The 21,690-nt window shown below is 41.2% G+C and carries 23 protein-coding genes; 14 read left to right on the top strand and 9 right to left on the bottom strand.

Going from position 1 to position 21,690, the window contains the following annotated elements:
• Window positions 1–252 precede the first annotated feature (252 nt).
• Together B9T29_RS01590 and B9T29_RS01595 are read left to right on the top strand one after the other, a co-directional pair.
• On the top strand, window positions 253–903 hold the full coding sequence (locus B9T29_RS01590) for a potassium channel family protein (RefSeq protein WP_086174247.1): 651 nt from the start codon (window positions 253–255) through the stop codon (window positions 901–903).
• 3 nt (window positions 904–906) lie between these two features.
• Window positions 907–2,247, top strand: a complete 1,341-nt coding sequence (locus B9T29_RS01595; RefSeq protein WP_086174248.1) for a TrkH family potassium uptake protein — start codon at window positions 907–909, stop codon at window positions 2,245–2,247.
• A gap of 55 nt (window positions 2,248–2,302) precedes the next feature.
• Here B9T29_RS01595 and B9T29_RS01600 read toward each other — a convergent pair whose 3' ends face one another.
• The 4 genes from B9T29_RS01600 to B9T29_RS01615 form a co-directional block, all read right to left on the bottom strand.
• Window positions 2,303–3,457 carry a phospholipase A gene (locus B9T29_RS01600; RefSeq protein WP_086174249.1) on the bottom strand — a complete coding sequence of 385 codons (1,155 nt, stop codon included), beginning with the start codon at window positions 3,455–3,457 and terminating at the stop codon, window positions 2,303–2,305.
• A gap of 23 nt (window positions 3,458–3,480) precedes the next feature.
• Window positions 3,481–6,420: an insulinase family protein gene (locus B9T29_RS01605; RefSeq protein ID WP_086174250.1), complete on the bottom strand. Its 2,940-nt coding sequence runs from the start codon at window positions 6,418–6,420 to the stop codon at window positions 3,481–3,483.
• 207 nt (window positions 6,421–6,627) lie between these two features.
• Entirely contained in the window at window positions 6,628–7,395 is a 768-nt protein-coding gene (locus tag B9T29_RS01610; RefSeq protein ID WP_086174251.1) for a hypothetical protein, read from the bottom strand.
• Window positions 7,396–7,542: 147 nt separating this feature from the next.
• Window positions 7,543–7,992 (bottom strand): GNAT family N-acetyltransferase, encoded by a 450-nt coding sequence (locus B9T29_RS01615; protein WP_086174252.1) that lies wholly within the window; start codon window positions 7,990–7,992, stop codon window positions 7,543–7,545.
• A gap of 135 nt (window positions 7,993–8,127) precedes the next feature.
• On the opposite strand from B9T29_RS01615, the gene B9T29_RS01620 reads away from it, so the two are divergent.
• From B9T29_RS01620 to B9T29_RS01630, 3 genes are read left to right on the top strand one after another with little or no spacing between them, the layout of a single operon-like run.
• The gene (locus B9T29_RS01620) at window positions 8,128–9,132 is read left to right on the top strand and encodes an adenosine kinase (RefSeq protein ID WP_086174401.1); all 1,005 of its coding nucleotides are present in this window, start codon (window positions 8,128–8,130) and stop codon (window positions 9,130–9,132) included.
• Between the two features lie 14 nt (window positions 9,133–9,146).
• Complete coding sequence (locus tag B9T29_RS01625; protein ID WP_171262901.1) at window positions 9,147–9,458, top strand: Rieske (2Fe-2S) protein; 312 nt, start codon at window positions 9,147–9,149, stop codon at window positions 9,456–9,458.
• 17 nt (window positions 9,459–9,475) lie between these two features.
• Window positions 9,476–10,093, top strand: a complete 618-nt coding sequence (locus B9T29_RS01630; protein ID WP_086174402.1) for an OB-fold-containig protein — start codon at window positions 9,476–9,478, stop codon at window positions 10,091–10,093.
• Between the two features lie 77 nt (window positions 10,094–10,170).
• On the opposite strand, the gene B9T29_RS01635 is transcribed toward B9T29_RS01630, so the two are convergent.
• Both B9T29_RS01635 and B9T29_RS01640 read right to left on the bottom strand, forming a co-directional pair.
• Window positions 10,171–10,839: a YidB family protein gene (locus B9T29_RS01635; protein WP_086174254.1), complete on the bottom strand. Its 669-nt coding sequence runs from the start codon at window positions 10,837–10,839 to the stop codon at window positions 10,171–10,173.
• A gap of 108 nt (window positions 10,840–10,947) precedes the next feature.
• On the bottom strand, window positions 10,948–11,418 hold the full coding sequence (locus B9T29_RS01640; protein ID WP_086174255.1) for a DUF6231 family protein: 471 nt from the start codon (window positions 11,416–11,418) through the stop codon (window positions 10,948–10,950).
• A 34-nt stretch (window positions 11,419–11,452) separates the two neighbouring features.
• Between B9T29_RS01640 and B9T29_RS01645 the strand changes: the two genes are divergently transcribed.
• The gene (locus B9T29_RS01645) at window positions 11,453–12,325 is read left to right on the top strand and encodes a DUF2797 domain-containing protein (RefSeq protein ID WP_086174256.1); all 873 of its coding nucleotides are present in this window, start codon (window positions 11,453–11,455) and stop codon (window positions 12,323–12,325) included.
• Window positions 12,326–12,382: 57 nt separating this feature from the next.
• Here the strand turns inward: B9T29_RS01645 and B9T29_RS01650 are convergent, their stop codons facing one another.
• From B9T29_RS01650 to B9T29_RS01660, 3 genes are all read right to left on the bottom strand, one after another.
• Window positions 12,383–14,251, bottom strand: a complete 1,869-nt coding sequence (locus tag B9T29_RS01650; protein WP_086174257.1) for a SurA N-terminal domain-containing protein — start codon at window positions 14,249–14,251, stop codon at window positions 12,383–12,385.
• 131 nt (window positions 14,252–14,382) lie between these two features.
• Complete coding sequence (locus tag B9T29_RS01655) at window positions 14,383–14,655, bottom strand: HU family DNA-binding protein (protein WP_004651791.1); 273 nt, start codon at window positions 14,653–14,655, stop codon at window positions 14,383–14,385.
• 158 nt (window positions 14,656–14,813) lie between these two features.
• Window positions 14,814–15,281 (bottom strand): phasin family protein, encoded by a 468-nt coding sequence (locus B9T29_RS01660; RefSeq protein ID WP_086174258.1) that lies wholly within the window; start codon window positions 15,279–15,281, stop codon window positions 14,814–14,816.
• Window positions 15,282–15,469: 188 nt separating this feature from the next.
• Here B9T29_RS01660 and B9T29_RS01665 point away from each other — a divergent pair, with 188 nt between their 5' ends.
• The 8 genes from B9T29_RS01665 (at window position 15,470) to fdx (ending at window position 21,667) form a co-directional block, all read left to right on the top strand.
• Window positions 15,470–16,117: a hypothetical protein gene (locus tag B9T29_RS01665; protein ID WP_086174259.1), complete on the top strand. Its 648-nt coding sequence runs from the start codon at window positions 15,470–15,472 to the stop codon at window positions 16,115–16,117.
• A 111-nt stretch (window positions 16,118–16,228) separates the two neighbouring features.
• Complete coding sequence (locus B9T29_RS01670) at window positions 16,229–16,702, top strand: Rrf2 family transcriptional regulator (RefSeq protein WP_086174260.1); 474 nt, start codon at window positions 16,229–16,231, stop codon at window positions 16,700–16,702.
• Window position 16,703: 1 nt separating this feature from the next.
• The gene (locus B9T29_RS01675; protein ID WP_086174261.1) at window positions 16,704–17,921 is read left to right on the top strand and encodes an IscS subfamily cysteine desulfurase; all 1,218 of its coding nucleotides are present in this window, start codon (window positions 16,704–16,706) and stop codon (window positions 17,919–17,921) included.
• 114 nt (window positions 17,922–18,035) lie between these two features.
• Complete coding sequence (gene iscU / locus B9T29_RS01680; protein ID WP_086174262.1) at window positions 18,036–18,422, top strand: Fe-S cluster assembly scaffold IscU; 387 nt, start codon at window positions 18,036–18,038, stop codon at window positions 18,420–18,422.
• A 38-nt stretch (window positions 18,423–18,460) separates the two neighbouring features.
• The gene (gene iscA / locus B9T29_RS01685; protein ID WP_086174263.1) at window positions 18,461–18,781 is read left to right on the top strand and encodes an iron-sulfur cluster assembly protein IscA; all 321 of its coding nucleotides are present in this window, start codon (window positions 18,461–18,463) and stop codon (window positions 18,779–18,781) included.
• Window positions 18,782–18,888: 107 nt separating this feature from the next.
• Window positions 18,889–19,404 (top strand): Fe-S protein assembly co-chaperone HscB, encoded by a 516-nt coding sequence (gene hscB, locus B9T29_RS01690; RefSeq protein ID WP_086174264.1) that lies wholly within the window; start codon window positions 18,889–18,891, stop codon window positions 19,402–19,404.
• 48 nt (window positions 19,405–19,452) lie between these two features.
• Window positions 19,453–21,315: a Fe-S protein assembly chaperone HscA gene (hscA, locus tag B9T29_RS01695; protein ID WP_086174265.1), complete on the top strand. Its 1,863-nt coding sequence runs from the start codon at window positions 19,453–19,455 to the stop codon at window positions 21,313–21,315.
• Window positions 21,316–21,328: 13 nt separating this feature from the next.
• Window positions 21,329–21,667 carry an ISC system 2Fe-2S type ferredoxin gene (gene fdx / locus B9T29_RS01700; protein ID WP_086174266.1) on the top strand — a complete coding sequence of 113 codons (339 nt, stop codon included), beginning with the start codon at window positions 21,329–21,331 and terminating at the stop codon, window positions 21,665–21,667.
• Window positions 21,668–21,690: the final 23 nt, after the last annotated feature.

Here is a 21,690-nt window from a genome sequence, read left to right on the forward strand (position 1 = left end):
TTTTTGAACGTTTTATGACATGCTGCAATCAACATGACTCTATCTAGCAGATACCCTTCACAATTCACTCATCTTTAAAATTATGGATAAACGTCTTGTAGTTATGCGAGTAAACAGTTTTAGAAATAAGCCTTTGTTATTAATAATTTTGTAAGCCTGATAGCCGAATGAAACATAACATTATAAAATCAGCCTATAGTGATATATAGCTCATGAATCAAAAACACATAACATGGATAAGGAATACTTTGCATGGCACAGTTTGCAGTGATTGGTTTGGGTAGTTTTGGTGCAACCGTCGCAACCAAATTAGCCATTTTAAACCATGATGTGATTGGTATAGACAGCAATAAAAAATATGTAGAAACCATTTCTGATCAGCTGACTCATGCAGTCATTGCCGATGCCACAGATGAACATGTGCTCAAAGAACTGAATATTCAAAACTGTGAAGCCGTGGTGGTGGCTATTGGCGAAGACATTGAAGCCAGCATTTTATGTGTTTTGCATCTAAAAAATATGGGGATTAATAAAATTTGGGCTAAGGCCAAATCGCAAGCCCATCACATGATTTTGACCCATCTTGGCGTGGATAAAATCATTCATCCTGAAGAAGATATGGGTAATCGGGTTGCCCAGTCATTAAGCTACCCGATGGTCAGTCGTTATATGGGTTTAGAAGACAATCATTTCATCGTTAAAATTGAAATTAAAAAGAGTCAGCAGGGAGAACGCTTTCATCAGCTTATGAGTCATGTTCCTGAAATTAAAACTATTCTGCACAAACGCGGCAAGCAAGTTTCATATAGCATTGATCCTAATTTAATCATGCAAGAAGGTGATATCTTAGTCGTGGAAGGTGAAATTGAACCCTTAAGAAAACTGTCTGCCCGGTTTAAATAAAATATGAATCAAGCGCAAAACAAAAATCCTAATACGATCAATCTAAGCCCACCCAGTTTACTGGCTCTGGGTTTCTTGAGCTTTATCGTTGTCGGAACTTTATTGCTCAAACTCCCGATTTCACATCATGGTGAATTAAGCTGGCTGAATGCCCTGTTCACTTCAACTTCTGCCGTGACCATTACCGGGCTGTCTGTGGTCAATGTCGGAGAAGCCTATACTACCTTTGGCAAGATCGTCATTATGCTGTTATTGCAAAGCGGCGGCCTGGGGTTTATGACCTTTGCCATACTGGCTGCACTGAGCCTTTCTTCCAATATCAGGCTCAAACAGCAAATGATGGCGCAGGAAACCATTGGTCAAACCAGCCTGGCCAAAGTGTCATTCACCATTAAAGGAGTGCTGTTATATTCCCTGTTTTTTGAGGCGATTGGCACATTGATTTTAACCATTGCCTGGATGCCAGAATACGATCTGGCCCACGCGTTCTTTTATGCCGCCTTTTACAGTGTTTCGGCTTTTAATAATGGTGGTTTCTCGCTTTTCCCCAACAGTTTAATGAGTTTTGCAGACCAGCACCTGATTACCTTTACCATTAGCATGCTCTACATTATTGGTGGTATTGGCTTTGTAGTACTGATGGATATCCAGCGCTCTCGTCGCTGGAAAAAATTAAGTGCCAATAGCAAATTAATACTCTCTACTATTGCAGGTTTAAACCTGTTTGCCTTTATCGTGATTTGGGCACTGGAAGCCAACAACCCCCTAACCCTGGCGAATATGAGCCTAGGTGATCAAGCACTAAATGCCTGGTTCCATGCTACCGTTCCGCGCTCATCCGGTTTTAACAGCCTGGAGATGGCGAACATGACCGATGCTTCCACCTTAGTCACCATGATCCTGATGTTTATTGGTGGCGGTTCACTCAGCACGGCTGGCGGTATTAAGGTGGGTACTTTTATTATTGTGGTCTTAAGTGTGATCACTTTTTTACGACGCTCCGAAGAATTAACTGTATTCAATCACTCAGTTTCTAAAACCACCTCATTTAAAGCCTTAGCCGTGGTTTCCATTACCGCCATACTGATATTTTTAGGATTATTTACGCTTCTTATTCTGGAGCCCAGCAAAAACTTCCTGGATTTACTCTTCGAAGCAGTTTCTGCCACCTGTACGGTAGGATTATCACGTGGCATTACCAGTGAATTACAACCAGAAAGTCTGTTTGCTTTAATCTTACTGATGTTTGCGGGTCGTTTGGGGCCACTGACTCTGGCCTACCTGATTGCTACCCCGAAAAAGAGCCGTTTAAAACATCCACCGGCAGATATTCAAATCGGTTAAACCCGATTCAATAAAAAACCACTCATAAAGAGTGGTTTTTTTGAGCCTCAGTGATTTAGTACCAATTCATCAAGGACACACCTAAACCGACATAAGTGGCCCGATGGTTATAATCAATCAGGCTTTCACCATAGCCATCAAATAATTGGAAATGACCACGCAATTTACCGCTAATCGGGAATGCCCAATCAAACTGCATAGCACCGTGAGCATCATTACCACCTTTAAGCGAATGACGCAGCATCAGTGAAAATTCATGATCATTCTTGCGGTAGAATGCGGTTAAATCACCACGGCCAATATAGTTTTTAATATCCGGGTTGTTATCATCTTTTGCATCTTCTTCAATGCGATACCAGGGACGTAACATCAATGCAAAGTTGTCGCGCTCCAAACCGACATTAAAGATAATGCGGTTCCAGCTACGCGATAAAGGATCAGCACGACCGTTGGACTGATGGTTAAAGGTCACGCCAAGTAAACGTGCGTTTAAGCCCAAAATTTCATAATTGGTACGAAAAACCAGACTGGCCTCAGGTTCATAGTCGGTTTCACGGAAAGGGCGCGAGGCATCTGCATTATAAACCTGCCAACGTGAAGACTGGGTATAACCGAACCAGATATCGCCATTATCACCAAACAGGTTTTCAACTGCTTTGGTTTTTAAAGACAACTGGAATTTCGCCTCCATCGATTTCAGGTTTTGCTCTTGATCTGCTGTCACAGTGTTATTTACATTCGGACTTGACGGACGTTTATTTCGATCTGAAGTCCAAAATCCCGGCAATAAATAAACCGGCTGATGGGCACGAATGTTCCAGGTACCGAGCTTGCTTTCAGGTGCCAGTTCCCAACGCTTGTCCAGCAAAGAGGTATTGGGATCAATTTTGGGTCCCTCAACCGCAAATATGTTACTCACCCCATGACTGATTTTTTCTTTTATCGTTTCCGCTTCAGTCGGTGCAGGTGCAATTTGATTGGCTGCCTGAGGTTCAGACACCAATTGAGGTTTCTCTGTCTCAGGCACCTTGAACAAAGTGTCATAACAGGCCAAACGATCCGCATTCGATTCCAATGCCACGCATGCTGCGGGACTTGCAGGTGTAATTAAAGATTGTGGGGTTTGTGCATGAATATTCGTCACATACAAAGAACTGAGCATGATCATGCTCAGTTGCAGCGTAGTGCGTTCAAACATTTTGAACGCCATAAGGTCTTACCTCAAATGTTTTTTTAGTTCACTTGTTGAATATTGAAGCCAAGTTCAATCAAGGCATCGCGCTTCGCTACTGGCGCAACCACAGCTTTTACGGGGGTTTGCTGAACCAGATATTGTTCTGCTACCCGTTTTAGATCATCCAGTGTCACAGCAAGTAAACGCGCACGTAATTGCTTACGAACAGCCGGTGTACGTGCATGCAATAATGCATAACAGGCTGTAATCGCCTCACCAGCCGGAGAACCCGGTTTATCCATACTCGCAACCAATCCCAAAATAGCTTCTTCGAGTTGATGCGGTTTGTGTTCGCTATTCAACAACCACTGGATACTGGCTTCAAAATCTTTAAAGGTTTCTGCCAGACGCGGATCGCGATAGCTATAAAAACGGAATGAACATGCATTGCCGTCATAACTCGCCCCACCACCGTAAGCGCCACCTTTTTCACGAATCGCACTGTGCAAGAAGCCATTGCGTAAATAAGCCGCCAAGATCATGAGCGGAGCAGCATCGGGATGAGACACTTCTACCGCAGGATATGCAGCTGCACAGAATTGAACATTGGCTTGAATTAACCAAGCTTCGTCATGATTACTATTTTCTGTGACAATGGGTGTTAATTCTACAGCTGTTTGATCAACCGCAAGCTTGTCCCAAACCTCTTGAACTTCTTCAATTAAACGATCAGAGTGATGTTCTTCACAGACCAGCAAGAATTGTTTTGGTGCCTGTAAAAGCAGACAATGAATGGCTTTTAGCTCTGCAATCAAAGCATCATAAGCGGCTTCATCTTTTTCAATTTTAGTGACCAGATCACCTAACCAGTTCAATGCTCCCAAACCGGTATTGTGATAATCACGTTGCGCCAAGGCACTATGATTACGCCCTGCAATTTGCATGGCATAGCTATGACCTGACCCCGAAATACGTGAATTCCAACGTGTCTTACGTTGTTGCAGCAACTCAATAATGCGGTCTTTTTCATCAAAGCGTAGCTGTTCAAAAGCCAGTTTTAATAAACGGATGGCCTCAAAATTATTCACCAATGATTTAGTGGTCAAAGTCAGCCATGCGCTAATTTTATTTTTATCATCAATTTTTGAACGCAGTGATGCCCCCATCCCCACGCCACCGCTCACGGCGGTTTGCAGTTGTTGCAGTTCAAGATAACCATACTCGCCTGCACCCACTTCACCCAACAGAATAGACAGCAGGTTAAAATATGGCGATTGCACCACCTGGTCTGGAATCTTGATGGTCACTTGCTGATAGTAAAGACCATTGGTTCCGGCATGGTACAAATTCAGCGGTGTATCCAGATTATTGCTGATAATTTCACGCAATTGACCTTGTACAATATGCAGGTCTGCCGGTACATCTTCCAGTCCTACTTTAGGCAACAGGTTCAAATCATCCGGAGTATCCTGACGGACTTTGAGCGCTTCAGTTTGCTGAACAATAGCAGCTTTCTGTTCATCGGTCAGCTGGGCACCAATCGCTGCCAAACGTGCTTTTTCCGCTTCAGCTTCCTTGGCAGATTTAGTTGCATCTGGTACTAAAGTCATTTGTACACGGTGCGGATTGTCCAGCAGATATTGTTTAATCAGGTTCGATAACCACATTGGGTCTTTGAGCTCTTCCTTGACTTGCTCAATCGCACTATCCACATCCCAGACATGCACCGGATCACTATGATGAATCGCACTGCTCAAACCGTTGAGAATCAGGCTTAAGCCATATGGCATACCATCGCCATTGATTTCACGCTGATGCAATTCAATCTGATGCAAAATGGCATCAACCATTTCAGCATCTACGGGTTTAGAGGCCACATCTTCAAGAATCTTAAATACACCTTCTTTAAATTCTTGAGCATGCTCAGGATTCGAACCCTGTACACCACAGAAGAAAGTCATTTCAAAGTTGGAATCGTCTACACCCATAATTGGACCGGTCGACTGGGCATAACCACAGGTTTCCAGATAATGACGCAAAGGCGAAGCCGAATCTTCCAGCAAAATCCCTTCCACCAAACGCATGCCTAAGCGCAATTTGATATCACTGGCCTGTGGCAACAACCATGAAATCACGTGATAGGTTTTATCCTTCAGGTCTTCTGCATCTACCGCATAGGTCTCAGTCACTTCAATCGGTGCAGTCAAACGCGTTTCAGGCGTTGAATGCAGGGTTTGGCCTTTTTCAAACTTAGCCAAGGCTAAAGTTTCAAATTGTTCCTGCAAATGATAGGCAGATTCATTACCAAAAGTCATAAACACGGCATTACTTGGATGGTAATGTGACTTATAGAAATTAACTAACTCTGAGTAAGTTAAGTCCGGAATATCCTTAGGATCGCCACCTGAATTGTAGTGATAAGTGGTATGCGGGAATAAATGATGTGCCAATTGATGATACAGCTGATCTGAAGGCGAACTCATGGCGCCTTTCATTTCATTAAACACCACGCCTTTATATACCGGCTGACCATCTTCCAGCTCAATACGAATCCCTTCCTGAGCAAAATCCAGTTCATTTAAATTCGCGGCAAAAGCAGCATCTAAATACACTTCCAGTAAATTTTGAAAGTCTTTTTTATTTTGCGTGGCAAAAGGATAGGCTGTCCAGTCCGCCGAGGTAAACGCGTTCATAAACGTGTTCAATGAACGACGGATCATCAGGAAAAACGGATCACGAACAGGGAATTTTTCCGAACCGCAGAGCGCAGTATGTTCTAAAATGTGCGCTTCACCCTTCGAATCCATCGGCTGGGTACGGAACGCAACCAGAAAGACATTTTCATCCAGATCACTGGCCAGATGATAATGTATGGCACCAGTGACTTTATGCTTATATTCAGACACCCGAATATCTAAGGCCTCAACATGGTGTTGACGTATCAACTGAAACGCAGGATGAACAGTTTGAGAAATGGTTTCAGTGACATCTACAGTCATGTGATCTCCGACATTTACATATTTATAAGATGGTTTTGATTATACCTGAATATTGCGCTATTTGGATTCACAGCTTTACGAAACTCCAAGCATTTTAGTCAGGTTTATGCTGGCGCTTTTTTGAAAACCGGCTCTATTTACACAACAAAAAAATAGCCACGTATGACTATTTTTTTAAATCTCAGCGCAGATAGCTATATCTTACAACTATATCTTTAAGTCCATTTTGGCAGCAGATTGATGGCTAAAGCGAATACACAACAATATTGCAATAAGTATCACCCCTGAAGCGGCAAAGCGGCTTAAATCCAGACCACCCGAGGCAATCGGTTTATCCAGAAAATCGCCCACTACTGCACCCAAGGGACGAGTGAGTACAAAGGCACTCCAGAATAAAAATGTTCGTGAAATTGTGCTAAATAAGTACAGTAATAGAATCACTAAGATGAGTGTGACAAAAACGATAATACCGCCACTATAACCCAAGCCCATGCTATCTGCCGACCAGTCGCCTAAAGCCGTACCCAAGGTTTGGGAAAATGTAATGGTGAGCCAATAGAAAATTTCTGCACGTGGATAGTTTACTGTATGGGGTGAAATACTTCCTTCTACCCTATACCAGGTGAATAAAGACAGACACACCAGAGCGAGTAATATACTCGTGCCACCTGCATAACCGATCCCTAAGGATCGATCGACAAAATCTGCCAGGGTTGTGCCCACTGTGGTACTAGCAATAATGGTGAACCAATACAAATACGGATGATAAGCCTTTGCCCGTATTTGAAAAAATAGCAATAGAATAAATAGCGCGGCAAAAATAAAGGTACTGAGCAAATACCCCAGATTCAGCGACATAGACAGCGCATCTCCGCCTGTTTCACCGAAAGTTGTGGCAAAAATTTTGGTCAACCAGAATAGCGCCGTTATTGCAGGAACTTTTATCAGATGTTGTTTTAATTCAAGCTGTGTCATGAGAAACTGATGATCTAATGGTCATTTCATCATCATTCTCTGCAAGACTTAACCGAGAATTAAAACTCAAGCTTATTTTGTGGGATTGTGAATAAAAGAAAGTACCATCGACGTTCTAATGGTACTTTTTTGGCTCAAATGCTGTCACTAGATCAAATATTTAAAATAACTATAGTTAGGATGATTTTCTACAAACACATAATTTTGCTTTTGATAGAAATGTGCGGCATTTTTGGTGTCGGTATTCAGGCATAGTGCTGAAAAATTGGCACGCGCCTCTTTTTCCAGTTGTTGTAACAATTGCTTGCCCACGCCATGCTTACGATATTTAGGCAAGACATAAAAACGACGTACCCGGCCAATACGGGCATCAATTTCGTTTTCGTTCCACTGCTGATTTAAACCACCACAGGCGATCAGTTTCTCATCATCATAAACAAAAAGAAGAAATTCCCCAGGTTGATCAAACCTGTTTTTGCCACTTTCATACTCTTCAATCAGTTGATCAATAAGCTGAAATCCTTCTTTCTGAGCTTGCTTGGCTAATTCTGTGATTTGTGCAGGTAATTGTTCAGCTTTTGCAATCGTGATATTCATCTAACCTTCCTAATCTTTTCCTATAGTGCATTTTGTACGGGCATCAGTCATATATTGAATTTTATTCATCAATCTACAGCAATCATGAGCATTGGTGTAAACTTAGCGTTTTATTTTGAAATGTGAATGAAAGACATGACAACTGTTGATCTTTTTGCAATTGGTAATGCATTAATCGACCAAGAATTTAAAGTCTCTGACGATTTCCTGATTCAACAAAATTTGCAAAAAGGCACTATGCAGTTGACTGATGGTGAAACACAAGCAAATTTATATAATAATTTAAAAGAAACGCAACTATACAAAGGTCAAGCATCAGGCGGATCTGCTGCAAATACCACCGTTGCTTTCAGTGCTTTAGGTAGTAAAGCATTTTATGCCTGCCGTGTAGGTGATGATGAGCTTGGTCAAATTTACCTGAAAGGTTTAAATGAAGCAGGCATTCACACTGCCAAACAATCCGTAAGTGAAGGTGTGACTGGTACTTGTATGGTACTAGTAAGCCCTGATTCTGAACGTACTATGCAAACTTATCTCGGCATTACCGCTGAACTGAGTGAAACACAAATTGATTTTGAACCGTTAAAAACTGCAAAATGGCTGTATATTGAAGGTTATTTATCGACCAGCGATACTGCACGTCAAGCGGTTAAACAGGCCCGTGAAATTGCCAAAGCGCATGGGGTAAAAATCGCGCTGACACTTTCTGACCCGGCCATGGTGCAATATGCACGTCAAGGCTTAGATGAGCTAATTGATGATGGCGTTGATTTATTGTTATGCAATCAGCATGAAGCATTAATGTATACAGAAACTGATTCAATTGAAGCTGCATTGGCCAAATTGCAATTAAAAAGCACATACACTGTCATTACATTGTCTGCTGAAGGCGCTTTAATTTCCAATTCTGAACAGACCTTAAAAGTTCCAGGGCGTAAAGTAACAGCAGTTGATGCCAATGGTGCAGGCGATGCCTTCGCTGGTGCTTTCCTGTATGCCTTAAATGCTGGACTAAGCCTGAAAGCGGCTGCCGAATTGGCAATCCTGATTTCAAGTGAAGTGGTTTCACAATTTGGTCCACGCCTGAGCGTAGAACATTACGCAGAATTATTAAACAACTTCCAAAAGGAATGTGCATAATGATTAAAATTGCCATGACGGAAGAGATTCCTGAACGTGAAGCACGTTCATACGAAACGCCGAATGGTGATACCATTTTCATTACTCAGCGTGATGGTTCATTTTATGCTTATCAGAATCTCTGCCCGCATTTACAGGTTGAACTGGAATTCCTGGAAAACCAGTTTCTAGACCGTGATCAGGAATATATTGAATGCTCTACTCATGGTGCGTTATTCCTGGTTGAAAGCGGCGAATGTATTTCTGGTCCATGCCAAGGGCAATCACTTGAAAAAGTTGAAATTACCGTGCATTCTGATGGTGGAATTTACCTGAAAGAAGAATAAACCCAATGGAATTTGCCATGCTTGAGTTTCTGCAAGACTATAACTTAATCCCGTTTCATTTAAGTTTATTGGCTTTAATTTTACTCAGCATGGTAGAAACCATTGGCTATTACTTCAATATTCGCCCGACTCAATTTCTAAAAGCACTTTCACCTAAAAAACTCACCGATTCACCGTTTCTCAATGTCAAATTTTCCAAGACACTGATTGTGGTGTTTCTACTGATGAACTTCAGTTTTTCAGGCTATTTTCTGCAACTTTGTGTATTTTCACAACAGCAAAAATTCCTGCCTGCTTATTACCTGATTATTCCGGCACTGATTATTGCAGTGTTTTTCACTGTCTTTATGATTCATTGCCTAGACCAAGTCATCAAGCCGACGCTCACCAAGCAACAGGTCAGTCTATTAGGACGCTTAGCAACCATTTCCAGTGGCAATGCCCGCCCGGGGTTTTCCGCACAAGCACGTGTAAGAGACTGTTTTGGACAACTACATTATGTACAGGTCGAGCCTGAATTTGGTGAACTGGAATTTCAATCGAAAATTATTTTAATTCGCTTAAAAAAGTCCCACTATATCGCTAAAAAAATATCTAAATCCAATAGTTTATTTAGCATGGACAATCATCAGTAAGATTCAATTACTATCTGCTATTTCATTTAATATGAACAAAAACCAGCTGAAGCATTTACTTAACTGGTTTAAAAATCTTAGCGTTTCAGAAAACCAGAAACCAAGTTCATTACCTGCTGAATATCAGCATTGGCTTCCTGTTTATTGGTTTGTTCACCTTGCGGGGTGAGGTAATCGATAATTTGCGGCAACACTTTGGAAATTGCGCCATAAATATCCTGCGTAGGCACCTGGGTTTCTTGTGCGACCTGCTCTACTTCTTGCTCATCAAACAGTCCTTGAACTTGCTGCTGATCTACACTGGCATTTTCACCCGGTCCTGTAGAGACCCAGTCATCCACCTGACTGCTTAGCCCCATACCTTTTAATTTATCCAATGCCCCTTGTATGCCGCCCTGCTTCTGAATCCAGGCAAGTACCAAGGGAAGCACGGCTATTAATAAGGTTTTGGTATTACTTGATCCGACATTACTGCGTTGCTGGGTTTGTTGCTGGTTCTGTTGACCACTTAAATGTCCTAGCACCGTTCCCAGAATTCCACCCAATCCACCTTGTTGCCGCTGCTGGTTATTGGGATTTTGCTGGCCTTGTTGATTGTTTTGTTGATTGTGCTGAGTATTATTACCACTCATTTGTCCAAATACCGAACCTAAAATATCAGCTAAACCACCTTGCTGAGATTGTTGCTGGTTGCCACCCAAAGCCTGTTTAGCGAGTATTTCAACGATATTGCTCAGATTAGTCATCGCATTATCCTTTTATGAACTTAATAAAAGAATACGATGCTTTTAAAGCAATAAATAATCAGGATTTGTTAAAATTTGCAAGATATACAGTTTTAAGGGATAACGGATTTACCAGCGAAATTTATTCCAGTTTTCAGGGTTTGCCCAGAATTTGGAATTAAACCAGTCCGGTACATGTTTATACGTTAAAATATTGAATTGCCACAAAGCAAAATCGCTATCATGTCGGGTTTTGTCAATCAGTTGGGTAAAGCCCAAAGAACGTAATAATTTCTCATCTTGCAATCGGCTCACCACCACAATCCGTTTTGCCATTAAATCACGCAGTTTCACCAACAGTTGCGACTTCTGCACATCAGAAAGCGCGACCAACTCTTGTGAGTCCATCACCACAAAACCCAGGTCATATCGCCGGGCAAAAGGCAGATTTAAAAACTCAGTTACGTTAAAATAGTGCCATTGAATTGATTGATTATTGTTGTATTGAGCCAGATTTTGACCAATACATAATGCAGTTTGAATAGGATGTTCTTTAGATAAATCGTCTAGCATAGAAGTGATGACATTCTGTTCAGCCATAACTGCATCCTTATTATTGAAGAGAGTATTCTGTATGGAACTACAAGGCATTTGCCATAAAATGCATGCAGGTCTTAAGGACCTTAGTGTAACTGATCAACATACACACAAGGCAAATGTTGAATATAAATTTATTCTAGATCGTTCAGAAGTTGACCTGCCATTCAATTTAGGCCAGGAAATCGAGATCGAATGGACCGGCAATATCTATTGCGTATCTTGTGGTAGTAAAACCAACAAATCCTTTTCACAGGGTCACTGCTTTAAATGTTTCAAAACCAAAGCATCTTGTGACATGTGCATTATGAAACCGGAAACCTGTCATTATCATCTCGGTACTTGCCGTGAAGACAGCTTTGCCCATGAGGTGTGTTTCCAGCCACATATTGTCTATCTGGCCAACTCAAGCGCATTAAAAGTCGGTATTACCCGTCTTGGACAAATGCCTACACGTTGGCTGGATCAAGGTGCAACGCAAGCCTTGCCGATTATGAAGGTCGGCTCCCGCCGTCTTTCAGGCCAACTGGAAATCATGTTTGGCACTCAAGTGGCAGACAAGACCGATTGGCGTAAACTGCTTAAAGGTGAAGCTGAACCACTCAATTTAATTAAGGTGCGTGAACAGCTGATTGAAGAATTTGCGCCGAAAATTCAGACCATACGTGATGAATTTGGCCAGAACCTGGAATTTAACGAAACCATTGAAGTGATGGAAGATGAGCTGCCACGTGAGTTTGTTTATCCGGTTGAACAATATCCGGAAAAAGTCAAATCGCATAATCTGGACAAAACCCCCATCATTCGCGGCAAGTTACAAGGGATTAAAGGACAGTATCTGATTTTAGATACAGGTGTAATCAATATCCGTAAATATTCAGGCTATGAGCTTAAAATCCGTGCCGAATAAGCTTTAATTCAGCCATAAAAAAACCTGCTTTAACGCAGGTTTTTTCTTTACAGCAGATTATTTAATTTTTGCATGTGATTTTAGATATTGGGTGTAATCATCCAGTTCTTGTTGACCGCGAAGCTGCTGGTACAACTTGGACAATTCATTCAATTGCTCATTAGCTAAAGCACTAGAAGCCGTTTTATTGACATTCGATACAGCAACCACCACCAACTCATTTGGCAATGCAGCAGTTGACACTGACCACATGCCTGCTTTCGGTGCTGGAACACTAAATGCTGCACGTTCAATTTCACGTTTCAAACCTTGTGAACGTGCAAAAACACCTGCACTTTCAAACGCAATTTTACTTTTCGCCGCTACTGCTGCCGCAGGTTGTGATTTAAAGCCATCAAGCGCAGCCTGGATTTTCGCTTTCGCTGCATTTAATGCTTTCTGTTCGATGAGTTTCGCTTTTACACCTGGTGTTGCTTCAGCCAAAGTTTGCACCCCAGCCGCATGATAATTACGCACTTTCACCCAAACGGTATTACCATTTGCCATCTGGATGCTGCTAGACGCATTGCGGTCACCATTTTTCACATCATCATTAAACAGCTTAACTTTAACATTGGCATCGCTCAGTACAGGATGTTGAGTAGCCAAGGTCATACCTTTCACAGACTGAACGCTTACCCCTTTAACTTCTTGGGCCACCACATCCAGTGCATCGCTACCTACCACCATTTCATTCAGGCCATTTACCGCATCAGAGAATGAATTGGCAGCTTTACTCTTTTGCAACTCGGCCAGCAAGCGTGGTTTTTCAGTTTCAAATGAAGGCAACTTTACTGCCGGTGCTTCAGTTTCAATTAAATGATAACCATACTGGGTTTTAACTGGCGCTGAAACCTGTGCTGATTTTAAAGAAGCAACCGTTAGATCGAATGCATCACCAAACACGCCTTTTGCATAAGCTTCTACCACACCACCCTTAGCTTTAGATTCGGTATCATCCGAATATTGCGCTGCTGCTTGAGCAAAGGACATGCCTGCTTTAATTTTCGCAGCAACATCGGTCGCTAATTTTTTCGCTTCAGCATCTGAACGGGTGTCTGCAGCAATTAAAATATGTTTTACCAGTGGCTTAGCATTTTGCTTTTGCGAATCGACAAAGGCAGCATAAGCCTGCTGCAATTCTGCATCTGTCACTTGCGTATTCGCAGGAGCAACATTAGCAGGCGTTAACACCACATAGTCTACATCTACACTTGCTACTTGTTTAAAGGCTTTTTGATGCTTGTTGTAGTAGGCTGCAATATCTTGCGCTGTTACATTTACATTTTTCTTGTATTCATCCAGCTTAATGCTCGCTAGATGTAAAGTACGCTGTTCAGTCTGCAAGTTGGCAATTTGCTGAATATCAAGCTTGCTCACCAATGCATAGTCCATAAATGTTGAAGTCAACATTTTAAGGGCATGATCTTTACGCAAGTTTGCAATCAAAGCCTGACTGGTCATACCCACTGAACGTAAATAATTTGAGTACAAGGCTTCAGAAAATTTACCGTTTTCCTGAAAGCTCGGTTGTTGAGCAACCATCTGTTCAATTTGTGCATCACTCAAAGAAATACCCAACTCTTCGGCCTGTTGCAATAACAAGGTACGAGCAACCAGGCTATCCATCGCTTTATTTTCAATGAAAGATTGATTCAATAAAGTTTCGTCGCCATTGGCATAAGCCAAGTATTGGTCTTTAAATGTTTTGGTCAGTGATTCTAATTCTTTTTTAGAAATTTCTTGGCCATTGACCAATTTTGCCGTGTCTTCTGACTTTCCACCACTAAAATATCCTTCAATACCTACAAGTGCTAAAGGGGTCAAAAACAAAATGAGCAAAGCTTTGCCCAACCAACCTTTAATAACTTTACGAAAAGATTCCATAAGTATTCCAATATTTTATTTGTGGGGGATTTTACCTGAAAACCTGCTCTGAATGAATGAGTTCAAACTGTAATCGGCATTATTAATAAAAAACGCGCCTTCTAGGGCGCGTTTATCGGCATCAAAAAAGATTAAGCTACAGAATCTTTTAAACCTTTACCTGCTTTAAAGCTTGGTACTTTGCTTGCTTTAATTTCTAAAGCTGCACCAGTTTGCGGGTTACGACCTGTACGTGCCGCACGCTCTTTAACGTTGAATGTACCAAAACCAACAAGTGTAACAGTATCACCAGATTTAAGTGCTTCAGTAATTGAAGCAATTGTTGCATCTAAGGCTTTACCTGCATCAGTCTTAGACAATCCCCCTTTCTCTGCAATTGCATCGATTAATTCTGATTTATTCATGAAGATTACGTCCTCTTAATATCGTTTATTTAAGGTCTAAGGATTCCATAGCACCTTTATATCAATGCTTTGGGGCAAAACGCAATACTCTGAATATGCTTTTCTGCAAAATATTTGCGAAAAAAATTGTTGAAAAATGCAGAAAAAGCAAAAATGTTTCATTTTTTTACAATTTGCGCTTTTAAAATCTTATTTTCTTCGATCAAAAAATCAACCTTGCTATGTAGTTGTAATATTAGGGTTTCTAGATGTTGAATATCTTTAACCGTCACCAGACCAATTCTGTTTAAAGAATGGTTCACACTATGATCCAATAATTTTTCTACTTTATCTTTAGTGTCACTCACCGACTCTTTGGCTTTTTCTGAAACCTTTTCTACAGTTTGATCGGCAATTTCTGTGGTTTTGGATTCCAGTTCCTCCCCCACCTTGACTAAAGAGTCAAATAATTTATTCCCCTCTTCTTCCGCACGCGAAAAAGCCCCCAAACCAGCAAGCCATATCTGTTGAGTATATTTACGAAAATCCAAAGCCGATTTACGACCTGAACGTGCTTTATTCTTTGTTTTATCAGCATTTTCATTTTTTTGTTGATCAATCTCTTGATCTTTTTTCGATTTATCCATTCACACCATCTCCTGCTTATTTTCCATACAACTTAAATATAATTACTTAAAAAATACAGCTATAATAGCAAATTAAACACTTGATCGATTTGCTAAACTGTTCTACAAAGCAAGATTAATATATTTGTGATAAGCCCTGAACAGATTTTCGAGCATCGGATGCTCCTTTCAGGTAAGGATTAAGTTTTATGAGTGAATCGCAACAAGGTCAAAATCAACCGCATTTGTTGCTCACAATGACTATGATTGTTTTGGAGACAATCTTTACCTTCATCTTAAAACATGATCGGGTCGTTGGCTTGCAGGCTAAAAAATTTATAGACCAAAAAATTGCCATTAAAATTAATAGCTATTTACCTTATTTTGATTTTTATGTGGTTTTCACAGAACATGGCGTATTGTTTGACACCAAAGCTCCCGAGAAAATGGTTGATCTGGATGTTCGCACTACACTTACAGATTTGATTAAAGTTTTTGTCTTTGCCAATCGCCGTAGCATTAAAAAAATGCGCATTGATGGTGACATCACCCTTAAAGATGAGTTTCGCGATTTAACTCTTCTTTTTAGTTTTCCCAAAGTTTTATCGGACTGGAAACAATGGCTTAGCGAACCTATTGACGGGCAAGATGTTATTGCCTCCAAAAAGCGCATTGTGCCTCTATTAGAAAAAATCGATCAGCAACGTTCAAAAATCAATACTCTAGAGGTAGAAGTTAAACAATATAAGAATCGCATTCGCCGTATTCAACAAAAACAGAAAAGAATCAATATGACTTTTAGTATAACTATCGTGCTATTAGTTGTGTTATTAGTGTATAATTGGTGGATTGCATAAATATCTAATTTTCTTATAAAACAAAAAAAATGAAAGCCCAATAAAAAACTTGACTATTTTAGTCAGGATTCATAAAATCAACACATCTAGTCTTAATATGTGTATCGAATCATGCGTCTTACTACTCGCGGTCGTTACGCAGTGACTGCTCTACTTGATTTAGCTTTGCAGCCAACTGAACAAACGATCACGCTTGCTGAAATTGCAGCTCGTCAAAGTATCTCTGTTGCTTATCTTGAGCAGTTATTTGCGAAACTCAAGCGCCACGGCTTAGTTTCTAGTGTTCGTGGTGCCAACGGTGGTTATCACCTGGCTCGTAACGCTGAAGAAATCACAGTATTAGAAATTATTGAAGCTGTAAACGAAACAGTTGATGCGACCCGTTGTGACCATAAAGGTAACTGCCAAAATGGTGCAATGTGCTTGACTCACGATTTATGGCAAGAACTCTCCCACCACATTGCCGATTATCTAGCAAAAATCTCCCTTGCTGATCTAGTAGCACGAGACAACGTACAAACCGTTGCAATCCGCCAAAATACAGCATCTTTTGATTCAGCCTTTTTATCGGTTACAGGTATTTGACATGAAACGTCCGATTTATCTTGATTATGCAGCAACCACTCCTGTAGACCCTCAAGTTGCAGAACGCATGATGGAATGCCTAACGTTTGACGGTACTTTCGGTAATGCTGCATCTCGTTCTCATGCTTACGGTTGGCAGGCTGAAGAAAAAGTAGAATATGCACGTGAACAAGTTGCGAACTTGGTCAAAGCAGATCCACGCGAGATTGTCTGGACTTCAGGTGCAACAGAATCCAATAACCTGGCGCTTAAAGGTGTGGCTCAGTTTTATGCCTCTAAAGGCAAACACATCATTACAAGTAAAATTGAACATAAAGCAATTTTAGATACTTGTCGTGAATTGGAAGCAGAAGGTTTCGAAATTACTTATCTTGAACCCCTTCCTCAAACAGGTTTAATTACCCCTGAGATGGTTCAGGCAGCTATTCGTCCAGATACTATTCTTGTTTCCTTAATGATGGTGAACAACGAAATTGGTACTGTGACTGACGTTGCTGCAATTGGTGAAATTACTCGCGCCAACAAAATTTTCTTTCATGTTGATGCTGCTCAAGCTGCAGGTAAAGTAGAAATTGATCTTTCAACTTTAAAAGTAGATTTAATGAGCTTCTCTGCTCATAAAATTTATGGCCCTAAAGGTATTGGTGCATTATTCGTACGTCGTTCACCACGTGTCCGTCTTAAAGCTCAAATGCATGGTGGCGGTCATGAACGTGGCATGCGCTCTGGTACGCTTGCAACTCACCAAATCGTGGGTATGGGCGAAGCTTTTGAACTTGCAGGCAAAAACCTTGAATCTGAACAAAAACGTATTCGCGTACTCCGTGACAAATTATGGAACGGTTTACAATGCCTGGAACAAGTATTCCTAAACGGTCATCCTACTCAAAACGTTGCAAACTATCTCAACGTGAGCTTCAACTTTGTTGAAGGTGAATCATTGATGATGGCATTAAAAGATGCTGCGGTATCTTCGGGTTCAGCATGTACTTCTGCAACACTTGAGCCGTCTTATGTACTTCGTGCCCTAGGTCTTTCAGACGAACTTGCACACAGCTCGATCCGTTTCAGCTTTGGTAAATATACCACTGAAGAAGATATCGATCACGTTCTTGAAGTGACTAAAGCTGCTGTTGAGAAATTGCGTGAACTTTCTCCGCTTTGGGATATGTACAAAGAAGGTATCGACCTTTCAACTGTTGAATGGGCTGAACACTAATTCATTGTCTGGAGATAGCTCTAAAATTTAAAGCTATCTCGTTGATAAACGTAATTTCACCCCCATATTAATCTTAAGAATCTTAAGGCTGACCCCGAGGTTTGGAGAAGCATCATGGCTTATAGCGAAAAAGTAATTGATCATTACGAAAACCCTCGTAATGTTGGTGTTTTAGACAAAAATGCTGAAAATGTTGGTACAGGTATGGTCGGTGCACCAGCTTGTGGTGATGTCATGCGTCTTCAAATTCAAGTGAATGATGAAGGTGTGATTGAAGAAGCACGTTTCAAAACTTATGGTTGTGGTTCAGCTATTGCTTCTAGCTCACTTGTAACCGAGTGGTTAAAAGGCAAAACGCTTGATGAAGCACAAGCCATCAAGAACATCGACATTGCGACCGAACTGGCTCTACCTCCAGTAAAAGTACACTGTTCTGTACTTGCTGAAGATGCGATTAAAGCTGCTGTTGAAGACTATCGCAGCAAAAAAACAAAAGCTTAAGTGTTTCAAGTTTTTGATAAAAGATTAACGGAGTTTTCATGATCCATTTAACTGAAAATGCTGCAACTCATATCAGCAATTACCTAAAGAATCGCGGTAAGGGTGAAGGCATTCGCGTTGGGGTGAAAACTTCCGGCTGTTCTGGTTTGGCCTATGTGCTCGAATTCGTCGATGAAGTCGATGTACACGATCAAAGCTTTGAACAGTTTGGTGTGAAAGTTTTTGTTGACCCCAAAAGCCTGGTTTATCTCGAAGGTATGGAGATGGACTACGTGAAAAACGGTCTCAATGAAGGCTTCGAATTTAACAACCCGAATAAAAAAGGCGAATGTGGCTGTGGTGAATCTTTCACCGTTTAAACACCCAATCCCCTCTCTTTTGGTGATTAAAACAGTGTAAAATGCACTGTTTTAATTGCATTTAAGCAGTCAATTTTTGCATATCTATCGCGCGGATCCAATCTCCCATGAATCATTTTGAGCTGTTCAACCTCCCTGTAGCACTCGATATTGATTTGGCCGCTTTAAAAAATGAATTTTTAAAGTTGCAGCAACAATATCATCCAGATAAAGCCGAAGACAAAGATCAGGCCCTGATTAAATCGAGCGAGATCAATCAGGCATTCAAGGCTTTATCGAATGTGGATAGCCGCGCTGCTTATCTCTTGAGTCTGAAAAAACAAGACTATCATCTGGATCAATCAATTGGGGATTTCGAATTTTTACAGTCAGCACTGGAAATTCGTGAACAGCTGGATGAAGCTGCATCGGCTGAGGATCTGGTTTCCTTAAAGCACGAAGTTCAACAATGGATTGACGGTTTAGTCCGTGAATTTAAAATCGACTATGAAGATGAAGACTGGGGCGAAGCTCGCGATACCGTGCGTAAATTGCGTTTCTTTGTCAAGGTATTGGCTGACATCGACAAAGCTGAAGATCGTTTCCTGGATGATGACAGCTTTGATTTAGATGATGATTTTTAATTCTTTTTGATTTTATTTTTTAATTTTTAGTTCTAAGGATGTAACACAATGGCTCTCTTGCAAATTGCAGAACCCGGTCAATCAAGTGCACCGCATGAACACCGCATCGCAATTGGTATTGACTTAGGTACAACGCATTCATTGGTTGCCACAGTACTTTCAGGTAAAGCCAAAGTACTCAACGACCAACAAGGTCGCGTGTTACTTCCCTCTATTGTGCACTATAGTCATAACAATACCCAATATGGCGATGAAGCCAAATCTTTTATTACTACAGATCCTAAAAACACCATTGTTTCGGTAAAGCGTTTTATGGGTCGCTCGGCTGCCGACATTAAATTCCAGCACCCCTACACACTCGTGGGTGAAACCAATGAAATGCCCGCTTTTGAAACGGCTCAAGGTCGTAAAACCCCAGTAGAAATTTCAGCTGAAATTTTAAAACAGCTGAAAGACCGTGCAGAAAGCAGCTTAAATAATCCAGTCAATGGCGCTGTCATTACAGTACCGGCTTATTTTGATGAAGCACAACGTCAGGCAACCCGTGATGCGGCTCAACTGGCTGGTTTAAATGTTTTACGCTTGCTTAATGAGCCGACGGCTGCAGCTGTGGCCTATGGTTTAGATCAGGAAACCAATCTGGCGCATGATCAAAACTATGTGATTTATGACTTGGGTGGCGGTACTTTCGACGTTTCGATTCTGCGTTTCTCACAAGGCGTATTTGAGGTTCTAGCAACCGGTGGTCATACTGCACTGGGTGGTGATGACCTAGATCGTTTAATTGTGAAATGGGCTAAAAAACAGCTCAATGTTGAAACTTTAGATGATGCTGAATATGCACATTTTATTGTTTCTGCACGTAAAGCCAAAGAAGCGCTGTCTGATGCTGAATCGGTTGAGCTGAAAGTTTTAGACCAGAGCCTAACGCTGGATCGCGCAAGCTTTGAAGAGATCATCAAAGTTGCTTTAGATAAAACCATCAGTGTCTGCAAACGCGTGATGCGCGATGCCAAACTGGAACTAGATGATATTAAAAATGTCGTTCTAGTCGGTGGTTCAACCCGTTCTTATGCCGTACAAAAAGCCGTGCGTGATGTATTTAATCAAGAACCGCTTTGCACGATTAATCCAGATGAAGTAGTTGCAATTGGTGCATCCATCACCGCCAATCAACTGATTGGCAACTCTAAAGACGGTTCTTTATTATTGGACGTGACTCCACTCTCGCTTGGTCTTGAAACCATGGGTGGTTTAGTGGAACGTTTAATTTCACGTAATACTGCCATTCCGGTCGCACGACGTCAGGAATTTACCACTTATCAAGATGGTCAAACTGCCATGCTGATTCACGTGGTACAAGGTGAACGTGATCTGGTTGAACATTGCCGTAGCTTGGGCCGTTTTGTCTTGCATGGCATTCCACCGATGACTGCTGGCCAAGCACGTATTGAAGTCACCTTCCAGGTGGATGCTGATGGTTTACTGACTGTTGCTGCCAAAGAAACCACTTCGGGTGTGCATGCACAAATTGACATTAAACCATCCTACGGTTTATCAGATGCCGATACAGAACGCTTATTGATTGATGGTTTCAAATACGCTGAAGAAGATAAAAATCTTCGTCATTTGCAAGAAACCAAAGTTGAAGCAAAACGTGAACTCGAAGCACTGGAACAGGCATTAAAAGCGGATGCTCAACTACTATCTGCAGATCAGCTGATACAGTTGCAACAAGCCAAAGCTCAGCTTGAAGTTCAACTCGAAACTACAGATATCAAAGCTATTGAACAGGCTGTAGAACAGCTTAAAATACACAGTGATGCTTTTGCAGCTGCACGCATGAATCAACATATTGATGCAGCATTGAAAGGTACTAAACTTGATGACTGGTCAAACTCGGACAAATAAATAGGAAAAAATTATGCCACGTATTAAAGTTCTGCCACATGCGCAAATTTGCCCTAATGGTGCTGAGTTTGAAGTTGAACAGGATGCCAACCTGTGCGAAAGCCTGTTAAAAAATGGCATCAAGATTGAACATGCATGTGATATGTCTTGTGCATGTACCACTTGTCACGTCGTTGTTCGTAAAGGATTTGACAGTCTTGAAGAAATGACGGATGTCGAAGCAGATTTACTCGATCGTGCCTGGGGCTTGGAACCAGATTCCCGTCTTTCATGCCAAGTAAAAATTGTCGATGAAGACCTGGAAGTTGAAATTCCCAAATATACAATTAACCATGCTTCTGAAAATCATTAATTGATTTAGATATGAAAAAACCA

The sequence above is a fragment of the Acinetobacter sp. ANC 3903 genome (genome assembly GCF_002135315.1).
Classification (GTDB): Bacteria; Pseudomonadota; Gammaproteobacteria; order Pseudomonadales; family Moraxellaceae; genus Acinetobacter.